General features: G+C 71.6%; 26 protein-coding genes and 1 pseudogene. 17 read left to right on the top strand and 10 right to left on the bottom strand.

Features of this window, described 5'->3' with window-relative positions; all coding sequences use genetic code 11:
• Positions 1 to 140: 140 nt before the first annotated feature.
• The 4 genes from ACIBG7_RS41670 (at position 141) to ACIBG7_RS41655 (ending at position 2485) form a co-directional block, all read left to right on the top strand.
• Entirely contained in the window at positions 141 to 467 is a 327-nt protein-coding gene (locus ACIBG7_RS41670) for a PadR family transcriptional regulator (RefSeq protein ID WP_397339862.1), read from the top strand.
• Positions 464 to 1363, top strand: a complete 900-nt coding sequence (locus ACIBG7_RS41665) for a hypothetical protein (protein ID WP_397339861.1) — start codon at positions 464 to 466, stop codon at positions 1361 to 1363. Before ACIBG7_RS41670 ends, ACIBG7_RS41665 begins: the two co-directional genes overlap by 4 nt.
• Positions 1364 to 1462: 99 nt before the next feature.
• The gene (locus ACIBG7_RS41660; RefSeq protein WP_397339860.1) at positions 1463 to 1786 is read left to right on the top strand and encodes a hypothetical protein; all 324 of its coding nucleotides are present in this window, start codon (positions 1463 to 1465) and stop codon (positions 1784 to 1786) included.
• A gap of 111 nt (positions 1787 to 1897) precedes the next feature.
• On the top strand, positions 1898 to 2485 hold the full coding sequence (locus tag ACIBG7_RS41655) for a Pr6Pr family membrane protein (protein WP_397339859.1): 588 nt from the start codon (positions 1898 to 1900) through the stop codon (positions 2483 to 2485).
• Positions 2486 to 2591: 106 nt separating this feature from the next.
• Here ACIBG7_RS41655 and ACIBG7_RS41650 read toward each other — a convergent pair whose 3' ends face one another.
• The gene (locus ACIBG7_RS41650) at positions 2592 to 3179 is read right to left on the bottom strand and encodes a TetR/AcrR family transcriptional regulator (protein ID WP_397339858.1); all 588 of its coding nucleotides are present in this window, start codon (positions 3177 to 3179) and stop codon (positions 2592 to 2594) included.
• 105 nt (positions 3180 to 3284) lie between these two features.
• On the opposite strand from ACIBG7_RS41650, the gene ACIBG7_RS41645 reads away from it, so the two are divergent.
• Positions 3285 to 4733 carry an MFS transporter gene (locus ACIBG7_RS41645; protein WP_397339857.1) on the top strand — a complete coding sequence of 483 codons (1449 nt, stop codon included), beginning with the start codon at positions 3285 to 3287 and terminating at the stop codon, positions 4731 to 4733.
• A 371-nt stretch (positions 4734 to 5104) separates the two neighbouring features.
• Here ACIBG7_RS41645 and ACIBG7_RS41640 read toward each other — a convergent pair whose 3' ends face one another.
• Positions 5105 to 5827 (bottom strand): alpha/beta fold hydrolase, encoded by a 723-nt coding sequence (locus tag ACIBG7_RS41640; protein WP_397339856.1) that lies wholly within the window; start codon positions 5825 to 5827, stop codon positions 5105 to 5107.
• Positions 5828 to 6318: 491 nt separating this feature from the next.
• On the opposite strand from ACIBG7_RS41640, the gene ACIBG7_RS41635 reads away from it, so the two are divergent.
• Together ACIBG7_RS41635 and ACIBG7_RS41630 are read left to right on the top strand one after the other, a co-directional pair.
• Positions 6319 to 6630: a hypothetical protein gene (locus tag ACIBG7_RS41635; RefSeq protein WP_397339855.1), complete on the top strand. Its 312-nt coding sequence runs from the start codon at positions 6319 to 6321 to the stop codon at positions 6628 to 6630.
• Positions 6631 to 7281: 651 nt separating this feature from the next.
• Entirely contained in the window at positions 7282 to 7704 is a 423-nt protein-coding gene (locus ACIBG7_RS41630) for a hypothetical protein (protein WP_357936241.1), read from the top strand.
• Between the two features lie 106 nt (positions 7705 to 7810).
• Here ACIBG7_RS41630 and ACIBG7_RS41625 read toward each other — a convergent pair whose 3' ends face one another.
• Positions 7811 to 8686 carry a helix-turn-helix domain-containing protein gene (locus ACIBG7_RS41625; protein WP_397339854.1) on the bottom strand — a complete coding sequence of 292 codons (876 nt, stop codon included), beginning with the start codon at positions 8684 to 8686 and terminating at the stop codon, positions 7811 to 7813.
• Between the two features lie 123 nt (positions 8687 to 8809).
• On the bottom strand, positions 8810 to 9010 hold the full coding sequence (locus tag ACIBG7_RS41620; RefSeq protein ID WP_397339853.1) for a hypothetical protein: 201 nt from the start codon (positions 9008 to 9010) through the stop codon (positions 8810 to 8812).
• Between the two features lie 89 nt (positions 9011 to 9099).
• Between ACIBG7_RS41620 and ACIBG7_RS41615 the strand changes: the two genes are divergently transcribed.
• A complete protein-coding gene (locus ACIBG7_RS41615; RefSeq protein WP_397339901.1) occupies positions 9100 to 9378 on the top strand; it encodes a hypothetical protein in 279 nt (92 codons plus the stop codon).
• 7 nt (positions 9379 to 9385) lie between these two features.
• On the opposite strand, the gene ACIBG7_RS41610 is transcribed toward ACIBG7_RS41615, so the two are convergent.
• From ACIBG7_RS41610 to ACIBG7_RS41595, 4 genes and pseudogenes are all read right to left on the bottom strand, one after another.
• Positions 9386 to 9838 carry a hypothetical protein gene (locus ACIBG7_RS41610; RefSeq protein ID WP_397339852.1) on the bottom strand — a complete coding sequence of 151 codons (453 nt, stop codon included), beginning with the start codon at positions 9836 to 9838 and terminating at the stop codon, positions 9386 to 9388.
• A gap of 34 nt (positions 9839 to 9872) precedes the next feature.
• A pseudogene (locus ACIBG7_RS41605) lies at positions 9873 to 11458 on the bottom strand (succinic semialdehyde dehydrogenase).
• Complete coding sequence (locus tag ACIBG7_RS41600) at positions 11455 to 12393, bottom strand: acetoacetate decarboxylase family protein (protein ID WP_397339851.1); 939 nt, start codon at positions 12391 to 12393, stop codon at positions 11455 to 11457. The pseudogene ACIBG7_RS41605 and the gene ACIBG7_RS41600 overlap by 4 nt, the downstream one beginning before the upstream one ends.
• A gap of 94 nt (positions 12394 to 12487) precedes the next feature.
• On the bottom strand, positions 12488 to 13462 hold the full coding sequence (locus ACIBG7_RS41595; protein WP_397339850.1) for an alpha/beta hydrolase: 975 nt from the start codon (positions 13460 to 13462) through the stop codon (positions 12488 to 12490).
• A gap of 172 nt (positions 13463 to 13634) precedes the next feature.
• On the opposite strand from ACIBG7_RS41595, the gene ACIBG7_RS41590 reads away from it, so the two are divergent.
• From ACIBG7_RS41590 to ACIBG7_RS41560, 7 genes are all read left to right on the top strand, one after another.
• Complete coding sequence (locus ACIBG7_RS41590) at positions 13635 to 14447, top strand: hypothetical protein (RefSeq protein ID WP_397339849.1); 813 nt, start codon at positions 13635 to 13637, stop codon at positions 14445 to 14447.
• Positions 14448 to 14550: 103 nt separating this feature from the next.
• Entirely contained in the window at positions 14551 to 15213 is a 663-nt protein-coding gene (locus tag ACIBG7_RS41585; RefSeq protein WP_397339848.1) for a hypothetical protein, read from the top strand.
• Positions 15214 to 15282: 69 nt separating this feature from the next.
• Positions 15283 to 16137 (top strand): helix-turn-helix transcriptional regulator, encoded by an 855-nt coding sequence (locus ACIBG7_RS41580; protein WP_397339847.1) that lies wholly within the window; start codon positions 15283 to 15285, stop codon positions 16135 to 16137.
• A gap of 34 nt (positions 16138 to 16171) precedes the next feature.
• Positions 16172 to 16753 (top strand): hypothetical protein, encoded by a 582-nt coding sequence (locus ACIBG7_RS41575; RefSeq protein ID WP_397339846.1) that lies wholly within the window; start codon positions 16172 to 16174, stop codon positions 16751 to 16753.
• Between the two features lie 312 nt (positions 16754 to 17065).
• A complete protein-coding gene (locus ACIBG7_RS41570) occupies positions 17066 to 17197 on the top strand; it encodes a hypothetical protein (protein WP_357935673.1) in 132 nt (43 codons plus the stop codon).
• A 98-nt stretch (positions 17198 to 17295) separates the two neighbouring features.
• On the top strand, positions 17296 to 17430 hold the full coding sequence (locus ACIBG7_RS41565) for a hypothetical protein (protein ID WP_397339845.1): 135 nt from the start codon (positions 17296 to 17298) through the stop codon (positions 17428 to 17430).
• 34 nt (positions 17431 to 17464) lie between these two features.
• Positions 17465 to 18466 carry a helix-turn-helix domain-containing protein gene (locus ACIBG7_RS41560; protein WP_357935676.1) on the top strand — a complete coding sequence of 334 codons (1002 nt, stop codon included), beginning with the start codon at positions 17465 to 17467 and terminating at the stop codon, positions 18464 to 18466.
• Positions 18467 to 18469: 3 nt separating this feature from the next.
• Here ACIBG7_RS41560 and ACIBG7_RS41555 read toward each other — a convergent pair whose 3' ends face one another.
• Positions 18470 to 19636: an amidohydrolase family protein gene (locus ACIBG7_RS41555; protein ID WP_397339844.1), complete on the bottom strand. Its 1167-nt coding sequence runs from the start codon at positions 19634 to 19636 to the stop codon at positions 18470 to 18472.
• A gap of 161 nt (positions 19637 to 19797) precedes the next feature.
• A complete protein-coding gene (locus ACIBG7_RS41550; RefSeq protein ID WP_397339900.1) occupies positions 19798 to 20916 on the bottom strand; it encodes an alpha/beta hydrolase family protein in 1119 nt (372 codons plus the stop codon).
• Between the two features lie 201 nt (positions 20917 to 21117).
• On the opposite strand from ACIBG7_RS41550, the gene ACIBG7_RS41545 reads away from it, so the two are divergent.
• On the top strand, positions 21118 to 22386 hold the full coding sequence (locus ACIBG7_RS41545) for a sensor histidine kinase (protein ID WP_397339843.1): 1269 nt from the start codon (positions 21118 to 21120) through the stop codon (positions 22384 to 22386).
• Positions 22383 to 23051 (top strand): response regulator, encoded by a 669-nt coding sequence (locus tag ACIBG7_RS41540; protein ID WP_397339842.1) that lies wholly within the window; start codon positions 22383 to 22385, stop codon positions 23049 to 23051. The genes ACIBG7_RS41545 and ACIBG7_RS41540 overlap by 4 nt, the downstream gene beginning before the upstream one ends.
• Positions 23052 to 23205: the final 154 nt, after the last annotated feature.

Raw genomic sequence — 23205 nt, 5'->3', positions numbered from 1 at the left:
GAACGTGGCAATGCCACGCCGGACGAGCCCATGTCGGAGCTGATCACGTCCGGGGGTGGCCGGCGGATGCGCAACGCGGGGGTCCGGATTGCACCATATAAAGATCTTCGATATATATCGATGATATGAGTGACAGATCGATGCAAGAACCGACGTTCCTGATACTGACGGCCTTGGCGGCCGGGCCGCAGCACGGCTACGGCATCATCACCGATGTCCTGCAGATCTCCGGCGAGCGGGTACGGCTACGCGCCGGCACCCTGTACGCCGCGCTCGACCGGCTCCAGGGCGAGCAACTGATCGAGACCGACCGCGAGGAAGTCGTGGACGGCCGGGCCCGGCGCTACTACCGGCTCACCGGCGAGGGCGCGGCCCGGCTGTCGGCCGAAGCCGAACGGCTGCGCCGCAACGCCGACACCGCCAGCGCGCGACTGCGTCACGGCCCGGCTTTCGGTGGCGCTTCGTGAGCGCGCTGGAACGGCGCTACCGCCGGTTGCTGGCCTGGTACCCGAAAGATCACCGGGCGCAGCACGAGGAGGAGATGCTCGCCGTACTGCTGGCCGCCTCGAGTCCGGGCCAGTCGCGCCCCGCCTGGCGGGACGCCCTCGACGTGCTGCGCGGCGGCCTAGCGATTCGGCTGCGCCGGATCGTGCCGACCGCCTCGCGGCGACGCTGGCGAGCCGCCACCGATCTGGCCGCCCTGCTCGCGCCGCTCACGCTGTTCGGCGTCAGCCTGTCCCAGGCCACCGCGTACGCCGGCCGGTCCGCCTTCGACCTGGCCCTCCCGGCGCTCGCCCATGCCCTGCCGTACGGGCTGATCGCGCTGCTGGCGTGGCTGGGGCGGCGCCGGGCGGCGATCGCCTGCGCCTGGGCCATGGCAGCCCTGGCAGCGGGAATGACGACGGCCGAGCTGCTGTCCCTGCCTGAAGGGACCATCGTGGTGGGCGACGTGCTGCAGGTCTCAGGGCGGCCGTTGATCGCCGCCAGCGTGCTGCTGTCGGCCCTCCCGGCGTGCATGTGCGCGGCGATGCTCACCCTCACGCCGTCTCCGGGCCCCGGCCCGGTTGGTTCCCGGCGGCTCGCGGCTTGGACGGGCGGGGTGCTGGCGGCCCGCCTTGTGGGCATTCTGGTGGGCGGGGCCTTCGGAGTCGTCCTGATGCTGGCCGCCCTCGGCACGGTGGCGGTGATGGCGCTGCGCTCCTCTGTGGGCCGCCGGACGACTGCCGTCCTGACGCCCTTTCTTCTCGTCGCCGTCAGGCCGTCGTGGTTCACCGATGTGGCGGGTTTGACGGCGATCGCCGTCGCGACGGCTGCGCTGCTGGGTGTCACGGCGTGGCTGGCCCGCACCGCGGAAACCGCCTGACACCGCTCGTCGGAGCGAGCAGGTGACCAGTTCACCGTCGCCGACGGCGGGTGCCGGCTGGGCCTGCTGCCATGCAAGGCCCTCGCCAAGGACGTCGGCGTGGACGAGCGCGGCGACGGCTTCTCCGCCCTCGTCCTCACGCACATCGCCGCTTCCCGTGACGACGTCGACGGCCTGCTCGCCGCCGCAGGCTCCGCTGGCGGCCAGGTCACGGGCGAAGCGCTACGCCGGGCACTTCACCGACCCCGACGGCTACCACTGGCGAATCGCCACATCAGCCTGACGGCGGTACCCGCTGCGCGGCTGATGAACTCTGGCGTGCAAGCGGTGCCCGTCTGGATCGCGGTGACGTATTTGACGGCTTGGTCGTGGTCGGCAGCGAGCATCACGCAATGGACCGAGTTGACGGGTGTTTGGCGCTAACGTGATCACGATGTTCCGCTTGCCCGCCCGGCCGGTCGTGCGGCGGCCGTTGCCCGGCCCGCCTCACCCCTTCTGGTCCGCCGAGCCCCCGCGCTGGTTTCGGAGAGCCGGATGACGGCGTGGCGGATCCTGCTGGTCACGGCGGCCGTCGCGGGCCTGGTGTGCCTGGCGACGTCGATCGGCCGCCCGTGGGCGTACTTCACGGTGCAGAGCAACGTCATGCTCGCGCTCTACTACGGCTGGCGGCTGGTCAACGGCCGCAGGAAACCGGCCTCCGCCGAGGTCAAAGGTGCGGTGACCCTGTACCTGCTGGTCACCTGCCTGGTCAACTACGTCTCGCGGGACCTGGCCAACCCGCTGGTACTGCTGGCCGGCGGGACACGCGGGCTGGGCAACTTCCTGCTGCACTACGTGACGCCCGTCATGGCGCTGGTGGACTGGACCGCCTTCGACCGGTCGCGCCGAGTCCGATGGGCGGCGCCGTTCGCCTGGCTGGGCTACCCGCTTCTGTACGGCGCCTTCGTGTTTCTTGCCGGCCCCGATCTGCCGCGCCGCTACGTCTACCCGTTCCTGAACGTGGAGCGACTGGGCTGGCCGGCCGTCGCGTCGGCGTCGCTCGCCGCGCTGGCCGTCTTCGTGGTGCTCGGCTACGCCCTGCTCGGCGTCCACCGGCTCAGGGCCGAACCCACTGTCCCCTGAGCCCGCGCCGGATCCGAGCACAACACCGCCACCGTGGATGAACGCACCCAGCCGGACTGCAGCCCGCAACCGAGGCAATCCTGACGACCGATCTTGAGCAGCGGGTTCAGGCCGGCTCGTCCACCCGGCGCTGAAGCCCGTCGACCATGACGGCCAGAAGCTGATCACGATGTGCGGGGATCCGCTCCGCCGCCCAGGCGACTGAAGCGATCAAGGAGAAAAGAGCGGACGCGTCGATATCGGGCCGGATCGTCCCTGTCTGCTGGGCTCTGGCCAGCAGTTGCGCCCCAGCGGACTTGACGGCTTGGCAGGTGGCGTGGAGCTCGGAGGCGGGGTCGGCGAGGCTCTCGACGAGGGCATCGACCAGGCCGCGGTAGGCCATGGCGTGCTCGACCGCAGCCGTCAGCCAGGTGGCCAGGGCCTGGTGCGGGGATGGGGAAGCCAGCAGCTCATCTGAGCGGGCTTTCAGACCGCGCAGGCTTTCGCCCAGCAATGCCTCCAAGAGTGCCTGGCGGGTCGGGAAGTGCCGGTAGAGGGTCACGTTGCCGACACCGGCGGTGCGTGCGATGTCGTTCAAGGAGGCGCCGACGCCGTGCTCGGCGAAAGCCGTCCGGGCGGTCGTCAGGAGCCGCTCGTAATTACGTCGCGCGTCTTTGCGCCCTGCGGGCCGGGCCTGCGTTGATCGATCCACCATGGCAACCCTCCACACATTTGCCAAAACGAGGAGCCTCCTCATATCTTAGCTCACCATAAAGCGAGGAGCCTCCTCGTTTTATTGCGTACCATCCTGAGGAGTGCCATGACCGAACAGAGCACGCACGTGGCGACAGCGGGAGCCGTACCCGCTGGAGCCCGCCACCCCGGCCCGGCGCTGGCCATCGTTCTGATCTGCCAGACGATGTTGATCCTGGACACCAACGTGGTGAACATCGCCCTCCCCGACATCCAGCACGAGCTGGGCTTCTCCGCGGCCGGCCTGTCCTGGGTGCTCAATGCCTACATGCTGGCCTTCGGCGGTCTACTGCTGCTCGGCGGTCGCGTGGGCGACATCGTCGGCCAGCGGCGGGCCCTCATCGGCGGGGTCGCCATCTTCACCCTCGCCTCACTGGCCGGAGGGCTGGCCACGTCGGCGGGGATGCTGCTGGCGGCCCGTGCCGGTCAAGGGATCGGCGCTGCCGTCGCCGCACCGACCGTGCTCGCCCTCATCACCATAGGCTTTCCGGACCCTGCACGCAGGGCCCGGGCACTGGGGGCCTACGCGGCGGTCTCCGGCTCCGGCGCGGCGATCGGCCTCATCGCCGGTGGCATGCTCACCGACTGGATCTCCTGGCGGTGGGTGCTGTTCATCAACGTGCCGATCGGCGTCGTCCTGCTGGTCCTGGCCCCGCTGTTCATCACCGAGACCGATCGCCACCCGGGCCGCTTCGATCTGGCGGGTTCGCTGACCTCGACGCTCGGCATGACCGCCCTCGTCTATGGCTTCATCCGCGCCGCTGAGCAGGGCTTCGGCGACGTGGTCACGCTCGGCGCGCTCGGCGTGGCCGTCCTCCTGCTGGTTCTGTTCGTGGCCGTCGAGTCCCGTGCCCGGCAGCCGATCGTCCCGCTGCGGCTGTTCGCCGACCGCAACCGCGCCGGCGGCTACGTCGTGCTGCTGTTCGTGCTCGCCGCCGGCAACGGCATGTTCTTCTTTCTCACCCAGTTCCTGCAGCAGGTCCGCGGGTACAGCCCGCTGCAGGCGGGATTCGCCTTCGTGCCGCTGGCCCTCGTGATCCTGGCGTCTTCCGGAGTGGCGGCCCGGCTGCTTCCGCGCCTGGGTGCCAAGACGCTGATCGGCTTCGGCGCCGGGGCGATCAGCCTGGCCCTCCTGTGGCTGACGCAGCTGACGCCCCAGGCCGACTACGCCACGGCGCTACTCGGCCCGATGATGATCGCCGGTCTTGGCATGGGCGTCTTGCTGGTCGGAGCCACCACGGTGTTGTCCTCCGGGATCCGGGCCGAGGATGCCGGCGCCGCCTCCGGCCTGCTCAACGTCATGCAGCAGATCGGTGGTGCGCTGGGGCTGGCCATCCTAGTCACGGTGTACGGCGCAGCCACGCGCGCTTCAGTTGGACCGGCCCATCAGGTCCTCACCGAGGGAGTCACCGCGGCCTTCACCGTCGCAGCCGTCTTCACCGCCGGCGCAATCCTCCTGGCCCTGACCATGAAGAACCGGCCGACTCCCGCAGGCGCGGACGAGTTCACCCGATGACGTAGGAGGCACGTTTTCCGTACAGCCACACTCTGACGCCCGACTCTGGGGAACAGCGGCTCCGCCTGAATCCGAGGGGTGCCGGCTCATGGCAGGTTTCTTACCGGCACTCCAAGGAGCGGGTGCGGGTGCACTTCCCGGGTCCGCCGGCAGTCGAGAGAAGATCTGCGGCCCTGTTTCGAGGGGGTGCAAGGGGTGCCGATGCCCGAGCCATCCGTAGAGAGCCGCGGTGACGGAGGTGTTGTTCGTTTGGGAACGGCCGCCTGGGCGGATGTCGGCGGGCCGCAACCGCACATCGGCGGACTACCGCCCAGGTAGTGATGACGCCTGCCGTACCGGATTGATCGTGATCAGCGTCCGCCGCTGCGCGGTCACTGTGTGCTCGCGAAGAAGCGGCGCAGCTCCCTGGCCACCAGGGGTGGGTTCCCACCTCTGTTCCTGTTGCCTGAGCCGCCATGGTTGAGCGTGGCGAACTCGACGCGCTGCGCGTCGGGCAGCAGGCGCTCCAGCTCGTCGAGCGCGGTCTTCAGGTAGGCCGGGCTCCTGCCGCCGCCCATGAGGAGGACATCGGCCTCGATGCCGGCGAAGCGCTGCGCCTGGTCCGTCGTCTCGATGAGGAGTTCGACGTCGTAGTGGAAGGTGGGGACGAGTCGCAGCATGTCCCCGAGCATGAGCCGGACGAGGGGTTTGAGCAGCCACCCGGGCAGGGCGTGCCCGAACATCTGAGTCGCCTTTGTCGCGATGACCAGTGCTTCGGCGAGGTTGCCCGCCTCGATCTCCCGGTCGAAGCGGGGCAGCCAATCAGTGGCCAGCGAGCCGTTGATCGACAGAGGGGGCTCGTAGATGGCCACCTTGCGTACCGTCGGCAGTTCGAGGGCCGCCTGCAGGCAGATGATGGCGCCTGAGCTGAGTCCGAACAGGGCGTGGGCGTCGGTTGCGGTGATCAGCGCTTCGAGGTCCTCGACCTCCTTGCGTAGGCGGTAGCCGGCTCCGTGAGGGCCGCTCGCCCCGCGGCCGCGCCGGTCGGGAAGGTAGACGGTGAACTCGCCGGACAGTTCCTCGGCCAGTTGCACGTGGCTTTCCGCCGTCTCCATGCCGCGTGAACGAGGATGACGGCCGGACCGCGGTTGCCTTGTTGCTGGTAGCTGATGGCGGTTCCGTCCGAGGAGGTCACGGAGTTCGAGACGCGTGCCGCAGGTGCATCCATCGTGGTCGTCCTTTCTGACGTGCCTCGACCGGCCTCAGAATTCCACCTTAACGCGATATAGCTCGATAGCTCCTGGGCTCGGACCGCCGCCGCCGACTGCGCCCGCCGCGGTTGCTGAACCGGTTGGCCCGTGCGGAGAACCTGTTGGCGGCGTCGCGGCGCGTGATGCGCCGGCGAGCATCAGCGGAGGGAGGTGGGGCGGTCAGATCCCTGGCCAGGTGGCTTGGGTGCGCGTCGGCGGTGCTTGAAGCTGCGTCCTACTCCGTGGTTCGCGACAGCCCGCCTCGGTTGAGCCCGGCCGTACAACGGATGCACAGCGTCGCCAAAGCGGCCGCTCCTAACGTCTCGGCTGACTGGCCAGACGGCAAGGAGAGACGCATGACACGCAAGCTGGCAGTGACGATCGCGGGGCTGGCCGCGTTCGGGGCGCTGACGCTGCCCGGAACGGCGAACGCCGACCCGGCACCGCCCGGCGGCTGCACCACCTGGGCCGTTGGTAGCGACGGGGCGGGAGCCAGGTGTCAGTACGGCGCCGGCTGGGTGCGCGTGGTCGTCGAGTGCTGGAACGACTACAACAAGAAGATCAACGATCCGGGCCCGTGGGTGGGGGTCGGCCGGACCTCCTACAGCTACTGCGACGGCTCCTACCCCTATCGCGGCAGCTACCGGGTCGAGACCAGGTCCCTGTAGCAGCGAGCCGCCCGGCGGGAGGGGTTCCCCGCCGGGCGGCCGCCTCTGATCAGGTCGGGTGTCCGGCAAGGTTCTCGCTGTCAGCGTCGCGCCGGGGGTCGCCCGGAGTGGGAACGCGAGCACCGGGTTGAATCCGCTCTTCTCCATGACTCGGCCCGATGCCTGACGTCTTCGAGTAGACCGTTGCTCCCGACGACGACGGTCGCGGCCAGACCCCGGGGCCGTCCCTACTCGAGGAAGGGCAGGAGTGCCGGCTTTCCTGAGACATGCTTCGCCAGCCACAAAGCTGTGACGTCACGCCTGGGCCCGAGTGTGGGCGCCGGACCAGCCTCAATCCTTGACTGTCTGGTCGGCCGGTTGAATTCTGGTCGACACGCTTGAGCCTGCGGCGTGAGTAGGTGGGGGTTGCGGCCGGTCGGGGCCACTTCCACCGGCACATGGAACACGTCGGGCGGGCCGACCTCATTCGCTACGTCCAGCGAGGTGGGCCTGTCCGCTCCAGCGGCTGTGACCCCGCACCCGCGGCTTCCATGAACCTCGAGCGCACTCCTACCGCCGCCACGTGACCCGGCGATCTTGAAGATTTCGAACATATGGTAAATAAAAGGAGTTAAGAGCTGACCGAAATATGCAACAGATTGAAGGACCCACGTGCTCAGGAAGACCCTGACGACCGCCGCGTTCACCCTCCTTGCCGCCACCCCGCTGGTGGCGAGCCCGACGGCCGCGAACGCGGACGTCTACTGCGGCGCTGGATACAACGTCGTGCACAAGAGCGAGGTGTACAACTACACCAAGGTCTGGGGCACGGTGTACCTGACCTACAACAGCAGCACCGGCAAGAACTGCGCCACTGTCGTCAAGAGCAACTACGTCGGCGTCGACACCTGGACCAACGTCACCCTCACGGTCCAGGGCGGCAGCAGCTACGGCCTCAGTGAGACCGTGAAGTACTACGGTGGCCCGGTCTACGCCAGCGCCCGGGGCGCGTGTGTGAAGTACTCGGCCGTCATCGAGGCCCCCAGCGGTGCCCGCGCCATCGGCGGGCGCTCCACGTGGGGCAACTGCGGCTGACCCGGACCGGGCGTCGAGCCGTCTCCGGCTCGACGCCCGCTTGTCCGAAACAACCCCCGACCGAGATGGTCCGAAGAGGCCAACACCATGGGCAGTGGGGGCTCGATCATGGGGTTCGGCGTCTGACCCGCTGGGCTGCCGAGGATGGCTCTGCGATGGATCCGAGGGCCGGCCAGGCGACCTCGTCGACGGCGAGCCACGGTGCGGCCGCCAGGGCCGTGGGGGTGAGCCCGGCGAACGTCGCGACCTCGCGGTGCAGGTGGGACTGGTCGGCGTAGCCGTTCTCGGCGGCTACGCGGGCGGCGGCGTGGCCGGCCGCGAGAAGGTGGGCGGTGTGGTCGAAGCGCACCAGCCGGGCGGCGCACTTGGGGGTGATGCCGAGCTGGGACCGGAAGCGGGACCACAGGCGCTTGCGGCTCCAGCCGACCTCGTCCGCCAGGCCGTCGACCCGGACCTGGCCCCGGCTGGACAGGGTTCGCCGCCAGGCGTGGGCGACCTGGGGGTCGACGGGCGGGTGGTCGCTCAGCCGCCGCCCCAGGAGGTCCACCGCTTCCGCGAAGCGTTCGTCCCACGACGTGGCGGAGCGCAGCCTGTCCTCGGCCTCGCCGGCGTCGCGGCCCCAGATGTCCTCAAGGGTTGCCACCGTCCCGCTGAGCTCGGCCGATGCGCCGCCCAGCAACGCGGCAGCCGCGACCGGATCCAGCCGGATCTGGAGCAACTGCCCGGTTCCCCGGCCGGTGGCCTGGAGATCGCCGGGGAGCAGCCCGACGACGACGCTGCCGCGCTTGTGCCGGCCGGAGGTCTCGTAGGCGACGCCTTCTCCCTCGCCCAGATCGACGAGCAGGGTGACGGACGGGTGGACGATCATGGAGATGTCCACCGAGGCCGGGGCACGATGGCTGAACCCGGCCATGCTGACCCCCGGCAGCCGAACCGGCGAGCGTGGGACGGCGATGTCCACCCACACCTGGTCAGAGGGCATCCCGGCAGGCAACACCAGGCCAGTCTAGGCAGGCCCTGATCGGTGCTCGATTCGGGGTGAGACGGTGTAGTGGGCGGGGTCGGCGGTGCGGGTGCCGGCCCAGTATTCGAAGGTGGAGCCCGGCTACAGGGTGGTGTTGACCCCGCGCCCGTCCAGGTGCCAGCTCTGGCAGCCGCCCTGGCTCCAGACCGCCTTTCGGAGCCGCGGGTGGATGCGGGCGGTGTAGCGGTGCATGGCGGACGGGGTGACCTCGACGGTGGCGGCGTCCGCGTCCCGGAGCAGGCGCAGGCAGCTCAGGATGTGCTGGATCTGTACTTCGATCACGAAGATGACGGAGTTGTGGCCCAGTCCGGTGTTGGGGCCGAGGAGCAATCCGGCGCCGATGATGGCGAGGGGCGGGGTTCGAGGCGGGGCTGCGCCGGCGGGTGCGGGACCTCGACCGAGGGGAGCGAGTCGAGCCGGCGGCCTTGCTGCGTGACGCCCTGATCACCGTCGTCGAGTTCGCGCAGGTGTCGGGCGCGGATCCGCTCCTGCCCGCGGAGCTGCTTCCCGACGCCGACCGGGCCGGGCGGAGCGCACGGGAGCTGCTGATCACCGCCGCCGAGGGTCATGCCGCGAGGATCAGGGACAAGCTGCCGCACGGGCTCAGGCTCTTGCTCGACACGGCCCGCCTGGCCCGGCACCCGAACTGACGGCGGTTCAGCCGGGCCCGCTCGCGCCGATGGTCTTACCGGTGTCGGGCACGTCGACGACCATGTGCACGCCCGGCATGGCGCGAAGCTTCGCCTGTACGGCGGAGCGGTCGGCGTCCGGCTTCAGCTTCACCAGGAACGCCCCGGGGTTGAGGTCGCCCCACGGGCGGTGATCGGGGAACCATCGGGGCAGTTCCTCCGGGGAAGCCTCGTAGACCACGTCGACCTGCGGCATCGCCACCACGGTCCGCACGATCTCCTCCGACACCGACGTCGGGATGGCCGGATCCTGCACCACCGCGATCAGGCGGTCGGGACCTGGCTGGGTCACGGCCCGGAGGACCAGGTATCCGCCGACGCCCGCGACGACCAGGGCGAGGCAGGTCGCGGCGATGACGAGGGCGAACAGGCCCGGCTTCCGCTTGGGCGGCGGATGGTGGGGGAGCGGGGGTTGGTTCACCTCCGACAGACTAGACGTGAGCTGCCCCGTTCTGTCAGCGGCTGCCGACCGCCTTCAAGATCCGCAGCGCGCCGGTCAGCAGGCCGGCCCAGGTCTCGGGGGAGACGCGGCCGGGCGGGGAGAAGCCCAGCAGGCGCTGGTGCGCCACGGTCTGGGGCTCGGTGTACTTGAGCAGGCCGTCGGCGCCGTGGCGGCGGCCGAGGCCCGAGTCGCCCATGCCGCCCATCGGCGCGTCGATGCTGCCCCAGGCGGCGGCGAAGGCCTCGTTGACGTTGACGGTCCCGGCGTGCACGCGGGCGGCGACCGCCCGGCCGCGGGCCGCGCTGCGGGACCAGACGCTGGCGTTCAGCCCGTACGGCGAGGCGTTGGCCAGCGCGATGGCCTCCTCGTCGTCGCGGACGGAGTAGATCGCGACCACCGGCCCGAAGGTCTCGTGCGCGTGCAACGTCATGTCCGGGTGACGCCGGTGAGGATGGTCGGTTCGTAGAACAGCGGCCCCAGGTCGGGCCGCGCCCGGCCTCCGGCCAGGACGGTAGCGCCCTTGGCGACGGCGTCCTCGACGTGCGCGGTGACGGTGGCGAGCTGCGCCGGGGTGGTGAGGCTGCCCACGTCGACCGTGTAGTCGTAGGCGGCGCCCAGCTCGAGCCGCTCCGTCCGGGCGACGAACGCGGCGACGAACCGGTCATGGACCGGCTCGGCGACGTACAGCCGCTCCACGGAGACGCAGAGCTGCCCGGCGGACGGGAAGCAGGCGGCGACGGCGCCGTCGGCGGCCCGGTCGAGGTCGGCGTCGTCGCAGACGATCATGGCGTTCTTGCCGCCGAGCTCCAGGGACGCGCCGATGAGCCGTTCGCCGGCCTCGCGGGCGATCCGGCGGCCGCTGGCGGTGGAGCCGGTGAACATCAGGTAGTCGCCGCCGTCCATGAGCGCGTCCCCGAGGGAACTGCCGCGCCCGACCACCAGCTGCCACACCCCGGCGGGCAGACCGGCCTCGGTCATCAGGTCGAGCGCCCACAACGCGGTGAGCGCGGTCTGGGTGTCGGGTTTCTGGACGACGGCGTTGCCGGCCATGAGCGCCGGGATGGCGTCGCCGGCGGCCATGCTCAGCGGGTAGTTCCACGGCGAGATGATCGTGACGACGCCCTTGGGGTGGCGCAGTTCGGTGGTGTGGGTGAGCACGGGGATCGCGCCGCGGCGGCGGCGGGGCGCGAGGAGCTTGGCGGCGCTGCGCGCGTAGTAGCGGGCGGTGATCGCGGTGTCCATCACTTCGAGGAAGGCGTCGCGGCGGGTCTTGCCGCTCTCGGCCTGCATCAGGTCGAGGGCCTGCTCCTGACGGGCCAGCACCAGGTCGTGGAAGCGCAGCAGGACGGCCCTGCGCTCGGCGATCGGGGTGCGAGCCCAGGCGGCCTGGGCGGCGCGGGCCCTGATGAAGGCGTTCTCGACGTCGGCGGGTGTGGAGACCGGGAGGTCGGCGAGCGGGAGACCGGTGTAGGGGGCCTGCGTGGTGACCCGCGCGGCGTCCGGAGCGGCGGCGACCCGGGCGCTCAGCCGGCCGAGGAGGGCCGGGGCGAGCGTGGCGGGCAGGGCGGCGGCGGGCTGGAGGGCTCGATCGGTGGTCATGTAGGGGTTCCTGGCTTCCGGGTACGGCTCGGCACCGAGAACGGGACCGGCAGGTGCAGGGCGATCTGGCCCTCGGTGACGACGTCGAACTGGATGGTCCTGATCGGCCGCAGCGAACGCAGGTCGTCGGACAGGCGCCCCCGGCCGAGCCGGAGGCCGAGGTCGCGGGGCAGGCGGGCGCTTCCGGCGGAGAGCAGGTTGGTCTGGCTCAGCGTGGAGTGCCAGGCGTCGCCGATCCGGGTGTAGGAGGTGAGCGTGGAGACCCTGGCTCCGCTCGGGTGGGCGCGCTGCCGGGGGGTGGGGGCGCTGAGCGCCAGGTCGGTGCCGCCGGCGTCGTTGGCGACCCGGGCGGTGGTCCGCCGGGCGTCGATGTCGACGTCCAGCTCGGTGACCCACTTGGGAAAGCCGTAGCCGTCGTGCCCGCGCACCTGGGCGATCTCGGTGCTGACCGGCAGGGACAGCACGTAAGAGTCGAGGCTGTCGTTCTTCAGGGCGGCGAGCAGGTCCACGAAACCGAGCCGGCCGTGCCGGGCGGGCCGGACGGCGATGCCGACGGCGGCCTCGGTGTAGAAGTCGATGTCGCAGACGTCGTAACGGAAGAACATGGCCGACACCAGGCCCACTCCCGGCGCGATCTCCAGCGGCGCCAGCTCGGCCGGCAGCCGGTCGCGGATCGCGCGGGACGGGGCCAGCATCGTCAGCCGGGCGGTCGAGGCGCGGTAGTAGAAGTTCGGGGTCAGTGTGGGCCCGATGGGGGAGTCGGCCCTGGTCTTGGGCAGGCGCCGGAAGAAGTCCACGCTGCTGACGCGCGGGTCGCGGGCCACCTCGTCGAGGTCGGTGTCCATCCGGTAGCGGTCGTACAGGCCGCCCTTGGGGACGGTGACCGTACGGCTGCCCAGCTTGACCTCGACGGTGTCGGTCGGTGCCGATGGCATGGTTCGACCTCCTCCAATCCGATGTTAGCGGTGCACACATGAGAGTAGGCGCGACATGTGAGCGGTGTCAACACTGGGCAGCGGCACGGATCGCCTACCGCGGGTGCAGCGCGGTCTTCAGGGCGTCGACGGCGAGCTTGCGGGCGACGTTGGCGGCGCGGGTGTCACGCAGGCTGTCCAGCAGCAGGAAGTCGTGGACCATGCCGGCCACCCGGACCGAGGTCACGTCCACGCCGGCTTCGCGCAGCTTGTTGGCGTACTGCTCGCCCTCGTCGCGCAGCACGTCGGCCTCGTCGGTGATGACCAGCGTCGTGGGCAGCCCGCGAAGCTGCTCCAGCGAGGCCTGGAGCGGGGAGGCGTACACCTCGGCGCGCTGGGCCGGGTCGGTGGTGTAGGCGTCCCAGAACCACTTCATGCCGTCGCGGGTGAGGTAGTAGCCCTCGGCGAACTGGAGGTAGGACGGGGTGTCGAAGTCGGCGTTGGTCACCGGGTAGAGCAGCACCTGGGCCTTGAGGTCGATCCCGCCGCGCTCCTTGTTCATCAGCGCGAACACCGCCGACATGCAGCCGCCGACCGACTCGCCGGTGACCGCGATCCGTGAGGTGTCCAGGCCGTGGTCGGCGCCGTGCTTCATGACCCACTGGCCCACGGCGTAGTTCTGCTCGACCTGGGTGGGGTACTTCGCCTCGGGCGCCCGGTCGTAGACCGGGAACACCCCGGCCGCGCCCGCGCCGACGGCCAGTTCGCGGAACAGGCGGTCGTGGGTCTGGTCGTCGCCGAAGACCCAGCCGGCGCCGTGGATGTAGAACACCACCGGCAGCGGCCCGCTCGCCCCCTTGGGCCGGATGATGCGGACCCGGATCGTCCCCCACTGCCCGGTGTCCACCTTCACCCATTCCTCGTCCACCTCCGGGCGGGGCACGCCGGGGCCGCTCTGCAGGTCGAGCAGGATCTGGCGGCCCTGTTCCGGCGGGACCTCGTAGATGCGCGGATGCGGGTCGGTCGCCTCGGCCAGCTCCTTGGCGGCCGGTTCGAGGTAGGGCGTGATCGGCGGTGGGATCTCGGTCATGGTCACTCCGTGTCATGCGGCCTTGCAGGCCGCGCCTGTGGACACCCCGGGACGCTCCGGGACGGTGACATCTGCCTTACCCAGAGTGACCGAAATCTGCACCCGTGAGCCGCGCGCCGCTCCCCACTGAGGCACAAGCGGCCTCCAAGTACGGGATGGCTCCATCGAGATCGTGAAACGAATCCTGCTCGCCTTCCTCGTCCTGTTCCTGTTACCCCTGCATCCGGCGGAAGCCACGCCGGTGCAGGGGTATCTCAACTGGTCCGTCCTGATGTGCAAGTTCGCCGACCGGCCCGGGGAGCCGCGGGACCGGCTGTTCTTCGAGGAGCTCTTCACGCCGGTCGGCGCGGGTCAGCGCGGCCTGCACGACTTCATCGCGTCCCAGTCACGCGGACGCGCCACCACCGGGGGAACGGTGGTCAAGGGCTGGTTCACCATGCCCTACACCTGGCAGCAGTCCAAGGAGGCCCCTCGCGCCGAACGCATCGACCAGTGCGTCCGCACGGTCAGGGCCGCGGGCTACACGCCGCCGCCCGAGCACCGCATCGCGGTCATGCTCAACGCCGGCGACATCGACTCCGGCGCCTACGGCACCGCCTTCCTGCTGGACGCCCATGGCTGGAACTCGGCCTGGGCCGTGCACGAGGCCATGCACACCCTCGGCGTCGGTCACGGCTTCTCCGACGACCTGACGCTCAAGCGCTACGACTGGTCGCAGCCGGGCGAGTACGACGATCACTGGGACGTCATGAGCGTCGACCACATCCACCACTCGCGCTGGAGCGACAAGTTCGGGCAGGGCGCCATCGGCTTCAACGCCCCGCGCCTGGACGAGGTGGGCTGGCTGCCGCAGAACCGCGTGCTCACCGCGGGCAAGGACGGCCAGGTGACCACGAGTGTGCAGCTCGCCCCGATCGAACGGCAGGACCTGCCCGGCACGCTCATGGTGCGCGTGCCGTACGACGTGAAGAACCTCAACCGCTAACACGGTCGAGTTCAGGAAGAAGACCGGCCTGAGCGAAGGCATCCCGAAGGACACCGTCCTCATCCACTCGGTCGAGGGCGGGCTGCCCCGGCTGATGCGCGACATGAGCCTGCCGAACCGTGACCCGATCCAACGGGTGTCGGCCAACGGCGTCACCATCAAGGTCGACGAGGTGGGCGCCAATTCGGCCATCGTCACCGTCTCGGTCAGCAAGACGCTCATCGAGACCTGCCTGGGCGACTGGGTGCACCGCAAGGCCATGCCCCACGACGTGACCTGCGTCAGCACCGCGGTCCGCGACCAGACCGCCATGGACAACCGCAACGCGGCGGAGTACGTGGACGAGTACGGCAACTGCACCTTCGGCCGGGTCCGGCGGCTCGCGGTCCCCGGCGACCTCGTCTGCGTGACGCCGCTCACCCGGGGCCAGGTGGCCAACGACAACAAGGCCGCGGAGAGCCGGCGGAACCCGATCAAGAACCTGTGGGGGCCGAACGCCTGCAAGGCCGGGTTCGTCTGGCGGGGCGCCGACGAGAGCGACCAGGTCTGCGTGCCGGTCTCGACCCGGGAGCAGATCCTCGTCGACAACGGCCTCGCCGCCTCCCGCTGGGTCGACGGACCGTACGGCCCGCAGACCTGCGTCCCTGGGTACGTGTGGCGGGAGGCGTTCATCGGCGACAAGGTCTGCGTGACGCCCGAGACCCGGGCGCTGGCCAGGGCGGACAACCTGCGCACGCACGACCGGGTGGACCCGCCCTGGGACTAGCCCCTCTCCGTCCGCCTATCCTTGCCGTCGGCCGGGCACCGGCGGCGAGGTGGGCTGGAGGCGGGTCTGATGGAGTGGCAGCGGATCCTGCGGCGGCGACGGCTGGCCCGGATCGGTGACCTGGTCCTGGACGATGTCACCTGCGTCGGCGGTTCGGCCCGGTGGTCGCCGGTCGAGCCCGACGAGGGCTGGGCCGTGGTTCTGGTCCGGGCGGGGGCCTTCCGCCGCGAAGCGGACGGCCGCGCGGCCTTCCTCGACCCCAGCCGGGGCTACCTCAGCAGGGAAGGCACGGAGGAGCGGTTCGCCTTCACCGCCGGCGGCGGCCAGCGTTGCACCGTGATCGGGCTGACCGCCGAACTGTACGACGCGCACGCGCTGGCCGCGGCCTCGGACTGGTTGCTCGCGCCGCCGACCCGGTTCGACCTGCGCCACCGGAGCCTGCTGGCCGCCACGACGCGGGGCGTGGACGGCTTCGAGGCCGCAGAACGGGTGCTGCGCCTGCTGGGCTCGCTGGGCCCGGCCCCCGAGGCCGCCGCGTCCCGGCGTCCGGCCACGCGGGAGGCGCACGGCCGGCTCGTCGCCTCGGTGCAGGAGGCGCTCGCGACGGAGCACCTGTCCGCCGGACTGGACGAGCTGGCCGCTCGGGTGGGCGCGTCGGCGCACCACCTCAGCCGGGTCTTCCGGCAGGTCACCGGCCGCACGCTCACCGACTACCGCAACGAGCTGCGGGTCCGGCGGGTGCTGCAGGACCTGTCCGAGGGGTGCACGGCCGGGCTCAGCACGCTCGCGGCGGCGTACGGCTTCGCCGACCAGGCCCACCTGTGCCGGGTGGTCAAGCAGTACGCCGGCCGTACGCCCAGCGAGTTGCGGCGGGAACTGAGCATGAATCTTCAAGCCGGCGCCACCCTCGACGGCCGACCATGACGTAGCCCCTTTCCCTCGTCCTGCGGAGGCCGGTTTGTCAGCGCCGAAGAAGGCCGTCATCGCGGCGCTCGTCGTCGCCGCCGCGCTGGCGGCGTGGTTCGCCGTCGGCCGCACGTCCGTTGTGGATCGGGACGCCGAGATCGCGTGCGGCCTCGTCGCCGGCACCTCGGGTTCGGCCAACCGCATCCTGGCCGGGATGGAGTTCGCCTCCGCCGCCGCGGCGACCGACCCGGAGCACCGCCCGCTGGCCGAGGCCTTCGTACGGCTGGCCAAGGCGGTCACCGGCTCCTCGGCCCCGGACGCTCCAGCGATCAACGAGGCCCTGGCCGCGGTCACCGGCCACTGCGGGGCGGCCCGCCCGCTCGACTCCCTGGCCGGGACCGCGTGCGAGAGCCTGCACCGGTCGCCGAGCTGGCGCACCGACAACGGTGACGCGCCCCGGCGCATCGGCGCCGAGCGGCTCGCGGACGCGGCGGCCGAGGCCGACGCCCGCTACGAGGCGCTGGCCGAGGCGTTGGGGGCGGTGAACCTCGAGAGCTACCCGGACGGGTGGCGGAAGCCGGTGGTCGTCGAACTGGACCAGCGGGTCCGCAGCCTCTGCGCCGCCACCCGCTAGGGCGCGGCTCACGGAGCCGCGCCCTACCGGCCTACCCCCAGATGACGTCGGGAGCACCCCAGATCACTTCCGCGGTGTGCCAGGTGGAGTCGCGCGTGATCCGCATGTCCATCGCCTCTTCCCATGTCGAGCGGTGCTTACGTGCTCCAGTCTGGGAAGCCGGGTGCCGGTGAGGCTTGAACATTCATGCTCGTTCCCGGCAAGCACATCGGAGTGGCGGATAGTCGTCGCAGAACGGCAGTTCTCGGTCTCATCGCCGCCCAGGCACGGCTGCCAGCATGAATCCGTCATCGCCCAACGAGCGGAGGAATCATGCGACGCCTCATCACGATCCTGCTGACCGCCGGAACCCTGGCCGCCGGTCTCGCCACCGTCACCGCGCTGCCGAGCTCGGCCGACAGCGTGCGCATCACCGGTGGAGGGACCGAGAACCGCGAATGGTGAACAGCCCGCACGCTCACCTTCACGGCCTGGCTGGACCACCGGTCGGCCGTGCCGTTCGCCGGGGCGGCTACGCATCCCCGGTCAGGTCGCCGGACGTCGTGAAGGTCTTCCGGCCGACCGGGAACGGGCGGTGGCGGCCGGCGATCGAGGCGCACACGGAGAGGATCCTGGCGAACGAGCCGGGGTGGACGCCCGGCGGCCCGATCCTCTGCCAGTTCGTCCAGGCGGGCTGATCCCGGACCGGCCGCGGAAGGGGAGGATGGCGTCATGCCCAGTTCCTCCGGCCGCCGCCGCCCGCACGTGGTCGCGGTCGCCGTGACCGACCTCGTGCCGGCCTTCGAGCTCGCGGTGCCGTGCGAGGTGTTCGGCGTGGACCGCGCCGACCTCGCCGACCCGTGGTACGACCTGCGCCTGTGCGCGGTGGAGCCGGGCGAGGTGCGGACCGCGGCCGGGCTCCGGATCGCCTCCGGACACGGCCTCGACGACCTGGTCGAGGCCGACACGGTCATCGTCCCGGCGCTCGCGCGCGGCATCCAGCTCAACCCGCCCCAGCTCCTGGTCAAGGCGGTCCGGGCGGCGCACGAGCACGGCCGCCGGGTCGTCTCGCTGTGCACCGGCGCGTACGTGCTCGCCGCCGCCGGGCTGCTCGACGGGCGCAAGGTCACCACCCACTGGATGAACGCCGGCGACTTCGCCCGCCGCTTCCCGGCGGTCGAGGTCGATCCCCGAGCGCTCTACACCGACGACGGCGACGTCCTGACCTCGGCCGGGACGGCCGCGGCCATCGATCTGTGCCTTCATCTCGTCCGGCTCGACCACGGCGCCGCGGTGGCCGCCGAGGTCGCCCGCCGGATGGTCGTCCCGCCGCCGCGCGAGGCGGCCGAGGCGCAGGTGGCCAGGCTGCTGGTACGGCCCGGCACCGGTGACGCCCTCGCGCCGGTGCTGAACTGGGCGAGGGAGCACCTCGACCAGCCGCTCACCGTCGCCGACTTCGCCCAGGCGGCCCGGATGAGCGAGCGCACCCTCGCCCGCCGCTTCCGCGACGTCGTCGGCCTCACCCCGAAGCAGTGGCTCCTGCAGCAGCGGGTACGGCTGGCGCAGGAGCTGCTGGAGACCTCCGACGAGACGATCGACCGGATCGCCAGGCGGACCGGGTTCGGCGCCGCCGCCAACTTCCGGCACCACTTCCGCCGCCTCACCGGGCAGTCCCCGAAGACCTACCGCCACGTCTTCCGCGACCGCGCCGCCCGGCGCGACCTGCTCGACTGACGGTCACGCCCCGCCGAGGTGGACCGCGACCGGTTCCAGGAGGGTCGTGATGTCGCGCGTCGGATCCCCGGCGACGATCAGGAGATCGGCGTCCCGGCCGGGCTGGATGCGGCCCTTCCGTCCGGCCAGCCCGAGGGCGTGCGCCGCCACGGAGGTGGCCGCCGCCAGCGCGGCCTCCGCCGGCCAGCCGGAGCGCACGTACTCCTCCAAAGTGCGGGGGAGCAGGCCGTGCGGCTTGGCCGGGCCGATGCCGCCGTCGGACCCGGCCACCATGCGCACTCCGCCCGCCCGCAGCCGGGCGGCCGTCTCCTGGAGCGCCGCCTCGGTGATGCCGGCCCGGGCCGCGTAGGCGATGACCTCGGGCGGGACGACGATGGCGGGGTCGGAGCCCAGCGTCGCGCAGACCGCGATCCCCGAACCGGCCAGGCGGTCCACGAGCTCGTCGTCGAGGCGGACGCCGTCGGCGGTGAGGCAGGTGCAGTGCTCGATGCCGTCCACGCCCGCGTCGGTGGCCAGCCGTACCGCCTCCAGGGCGTGCGCGTGCGCGGTGACCGGGACGCCGAGGCGGTGCGCCTCGTCCACGGCCTGGCGCAGCTCGTGCCCGCTGAACTGCGCCTTGGTGGTGTCGGTCCCCGGCGTGAGCACGCCGCCGCTGGCCATGATCTTGATCACGTCGGCGCCGAGCGCGGCCCGCTCCCGCACCGCCTGAAGCAGCTCGTCCACGCCGTTCACCGCGCCGCCGAGCGTCCAGCAGTGCCCTCCGGCGCTGGTGAGCGGCCGGCCCGAGGCCACGACGTACGGCAGGCCGGGCGCGCCGCCGCCTCGCCAGTGCAGCACCGCGTCACGCAGGTCGCCGAGGTCGCGGACGGTGGTGACGCCGGCCGCGAGGTGCGTGCGGAGCGACGCCTCGATGGTCGCCGCCACCTGCTCGGCGTCGCTGTCCGCCAGCCGGTCGAGCGCGCCGGGACCGCTGTCCGCGCACAGGTGCACGTGGGCGTCGATCAGCCCCGGCAGCAACGTGCCGTCGTGGCGGTGGGCCGGCCAGCCGTCCGGAGCCCGGACGCCCGGCTCGACCGAGACGATCCGCCCCTCCTCGACGAGCACCACGTGCGGCCCGTCGAGCAGGCGCTCGCCGTCGAACACCCGCGCCACCTCGAACGCGGCCCTCATACGCGAGCTCCCGCTGCCGTCCCCGGCAGATCACGCAGCACCACGGTGCACCCTCCAGAACGAATGGAACGCCACAGCCGTACTCGGGTGATTCTCGCCGCGAACCGCCCGCCGCGGACAGGGCCGGTCCGGTCAAGGTCCGCCCGATTCCCGCCACCCGCTCAGCAGCGCCCGCGGTCCGGCGCGCAGAAGCGCACCTCGGGGTAGCGCGCGGACGGCTGGTCGAGCAGCGGCCGCTTCTTGCCGCGCAGGTGGGTGTCGAAGAAGGCGCTCACGTAGGCGCGGGTGATCGCCAGCGCGCGCTTGCCGGGCAGCTTCGCGCCCACGTCGAGCCCGAGCTGCTCGGCCAGCGGCCCGATGTCGTTGAACGACGCGTGCACAGTGCCGTCCACCAGCAGCCACCGCTTCCAGCCGGTCATCAGCTTCCAGTCGCGCTCCCAGCTCGCCGCCTCGGGCCCGGTGCCGGGGGTGTAGGTGGACGGCTTGCCGAGGAACAGGAAGGGACGCGCCAGGGCGCCGGTCAGGATCTCGGCGTCGGTGGTGCCGTCGAGGTCGATCCCGGCGCGCAGCCGGGAGTCCTTGACCAGGGCGGCGATGGTGCTGGCGCCGCCGACCGAGTGCCCGGCCATGGCCATCCTGGCGGGGTCGATCAGGGTGGGGTAGCGCCTGGTCAGCTCGTCGAGCACGAAGGAGACGTCGGCCGCGCGGCCCCGCTGCAGCTTGACGAAGAGCGCGGGGGTGCGCGGGCCCTCGCACGGGATGCAGGTGGTGACCCGGCCGTCGGGGAAGGTCGTGGCGACGCTCTCGTAGGTGTGGTCGATGGCGGCGACCACGTACCCCTTGCTGGCCAGGTCCTCGGCCAGCGCGGTCAGCGTGCTGCGCGGCTTGGAGAAGCCGGGGGAGAGCACCACGAGCGGCAGGCCGCGGCCTGCGGGCCGTACGTCGGTGAAGGCGTTGGTGCGCGTCCGGCTCAGCAGGTCGGGGGCCACGCCGGGCACCTTCTCGTCCTTCAGCAGCAGCTCGGACTCCTTCGGCGTCATGTAGCGCGCCCGCTCGCGCCCCTTCCCCTTCGCCGGGTACCACAGGGACACCATCAGCTCACGCGTGTCGGCTCCGGCCTTCCACGGATCGGGGCGGGAGGTGTCGGTCAGGTGCAGGGCGGTGGTGCCGACGCTGCGCGCTCCCGTCGGTCTCTCCAGGTACGGCAGGCGTCCCTCCGCCGAGGCGGGCTGGGCCGTGAGGGCGGCCGTGAGGGTGAGCACCCCGGTGACGATGGCCATTCGGCGCACGGATATCGGTCCTCTCAGCAGACGTTCTGGCCGGCCCGACGCTAAGAGAACCCGCGGTCCGGGCACGTCGGTCGCTGCGCCGAAATCGGGTCGTCCTGGAGGACGACCCGCCGCCGGGTCATCCCTGCGATGTACTCCGGACGGTCATCGAGCACGATGCACGACATATCGCCCGAACGGCACAATGTCCTGATGCTCGCGGCACCTCGATCCCGATGGCAGCGCCTGGCCGGCCTGCTGCGCCCCTCGCACCGCGCCGACCTGGTGCTCGCCCTCGTCCTGACCGCCCTCGCGCTGCTGACGGCCGACGGCTCCGGGCCTCGCCACCCCGGCGGCGAGCAGCCGAGCCCCGTCGCCGAGCTAGTACGGCTGGCGCCCCCGCCGCCACCCCTGCCGTCCTTGCCGTCCACCGGCACCGGGCCGATCACCCTTCCGGCGGATCAGAGCGAAGCGCCGCTCCCCCTGGTCGCGCTGACCACGCTGCCCCTGGCCTACCGGCGCCGCCACCCGGTGGGCGCCTTCGGCGTCGTCCTGCTCGCGGTGCTCATCATGGACGGCGGCGAGACCTGGATCACCGTGCTGGCCGCGGCGATCGCCGCCTACAGCGCCGTCGCGCACAGCCGCAGCCGGGCCGTGGCGGTGGCCGCGCTGCTGGCCGGCGCGATCGTCGCCGGGGCGCTGGAGCGCGACCTCGTGCCGAGCCTGCCCGTCTGGCTGGGGCCGTACGTCATCCTGATCAGCGCCGGCGCCCTGGCCGGGCTCGTGCAGGTGTGGCGGCAGAACCGCGAGCGGCTGGCCGCGCTCGGCCGGGAGCGGGAGAGCGCGATGCGCGAGGCCGTCCAGGCCGAGCGCTCCAGGATCGCCGGCGAGCTGCACGACGTGGTGACCCACAATGTGAGCGTGATGGTGATCCAGGCCGGGGCGGCGCGCAAGGTGATGGACGCGCACCCGGAACAGACGCGCCGGGCACTGGAGGCGATCGAGGCCAGCGGCCGGGCGGCCATGGCCGAACTGCGCAACGTCATGGGCCTGCTGGCCGGCGACGAGGACCGGGCGCGGCCCGACGGGCTGGAACCGCAACCGGGCCTGGGCGAGATCGAGGACCTGGTCGAACGGGTGCGCGCCGCGGGAACCGACGTCGAGCTGAGCCTCACGCCACCCCGCGAACCCCTGCCCGACGGGGTGGGCCTGGCCGCCTACCGGGTGGTGCAGGAGGCACTGACCAACACCATGAAGCACGCCGCCGGGGCCGCGGCGGCGGTGGTGGTCGGCCACGACGGCGAGCACCTGCGGATCGAGGTCACCGACACCGGCGGCGATCCGGCGCGGGCCGTGAGCGGGAACGGCAGAGGCCTCATCGGGCTGCGCGAGCGGCTCGCGCTCTACGGCGGGACCCTGGAGGCGGCCCGCCACGGCGGCGGCTTCCGGCTCCTCGCCCGCATCCCGTGGAGGAGCGCGTGAGCGAGACCCTACGTGCCGTCATCGCCGACGACCAGGCGCTGGTCAGGACCGGCTTCAGCATGATCCTCGGCGCCGACGGCATCGACGTGGTCGCCGAGGCGGCCGACGGCGAGGAAGCGATCGCCGCCGTCCGCCGTACCCGCCCGGACGTGGTGCTGATGGACATCCGGATGCCGCGCATGGACGGCATCGAAGCCACCCGCCGGATCACCGAGGCCGGGTCGCAGGAGACCAAGGTGCTGATCCTGACCACCTACGACCTCGACCGCTACGTCTACGCCGCCCTCCGCGCCGGGGCCAGCGGGTTCCTGCTCAAGGACGTCAGACCCGAGCACCTGGTCAGCGCGGTCCGCCTGGTCCGCACCGGCGACGCCCTGCTCGCCCCGGCCATCACCCGCCGCCTGGTCGAACGCTTCGCCCTCCGCGACGACGCCCGGTCAGGGCTGCACCGCGACCTGGCCGAGCTGACGCCGCGCGAACTGGAGGTGCTGCGCCTGCTCGCCACCGGCCTCAGCAACGCCGAGCTGGCCGAACGGCTCACCCTCAGCTCCACCACGGTCAAGACCCACGTGGCCCGCATCCTGGCCAAGCTCGGCCTGCGCGACCGTGTCCAGGCCGTCGTCCTGGCCTACGAGAGCGGCCTGGTCTCGCCCGGCGCCTCATGACCTCACCGCCGGTACGGCTCTCGCCGGAGCGAGCGAGGTCGTGTGTCACAACGATCTGTGGCCGGGCGCCGTCGTCCACCACGATCTCGGGCGTAGGTGAGCCGAGCAGGTCAAGGCGGACCACGACTGGGTGAGCCAGCACCGCGAAGAGCTG

The organism is Nonomuraea sp. NPDC050328 (assembly GCF_044459405.1).
Taxonomy (GTDB): Bacteria; Actinomycetota; Actinomycetes; order Streptosporangiales; family Streptosporangiaceae; genus Nonomuraea.
The sequence above is the reverse complement of the archived record's forward strand: the minus strand, read 5'-3'. Positions and strand labels throughout refer to the sequence as shown.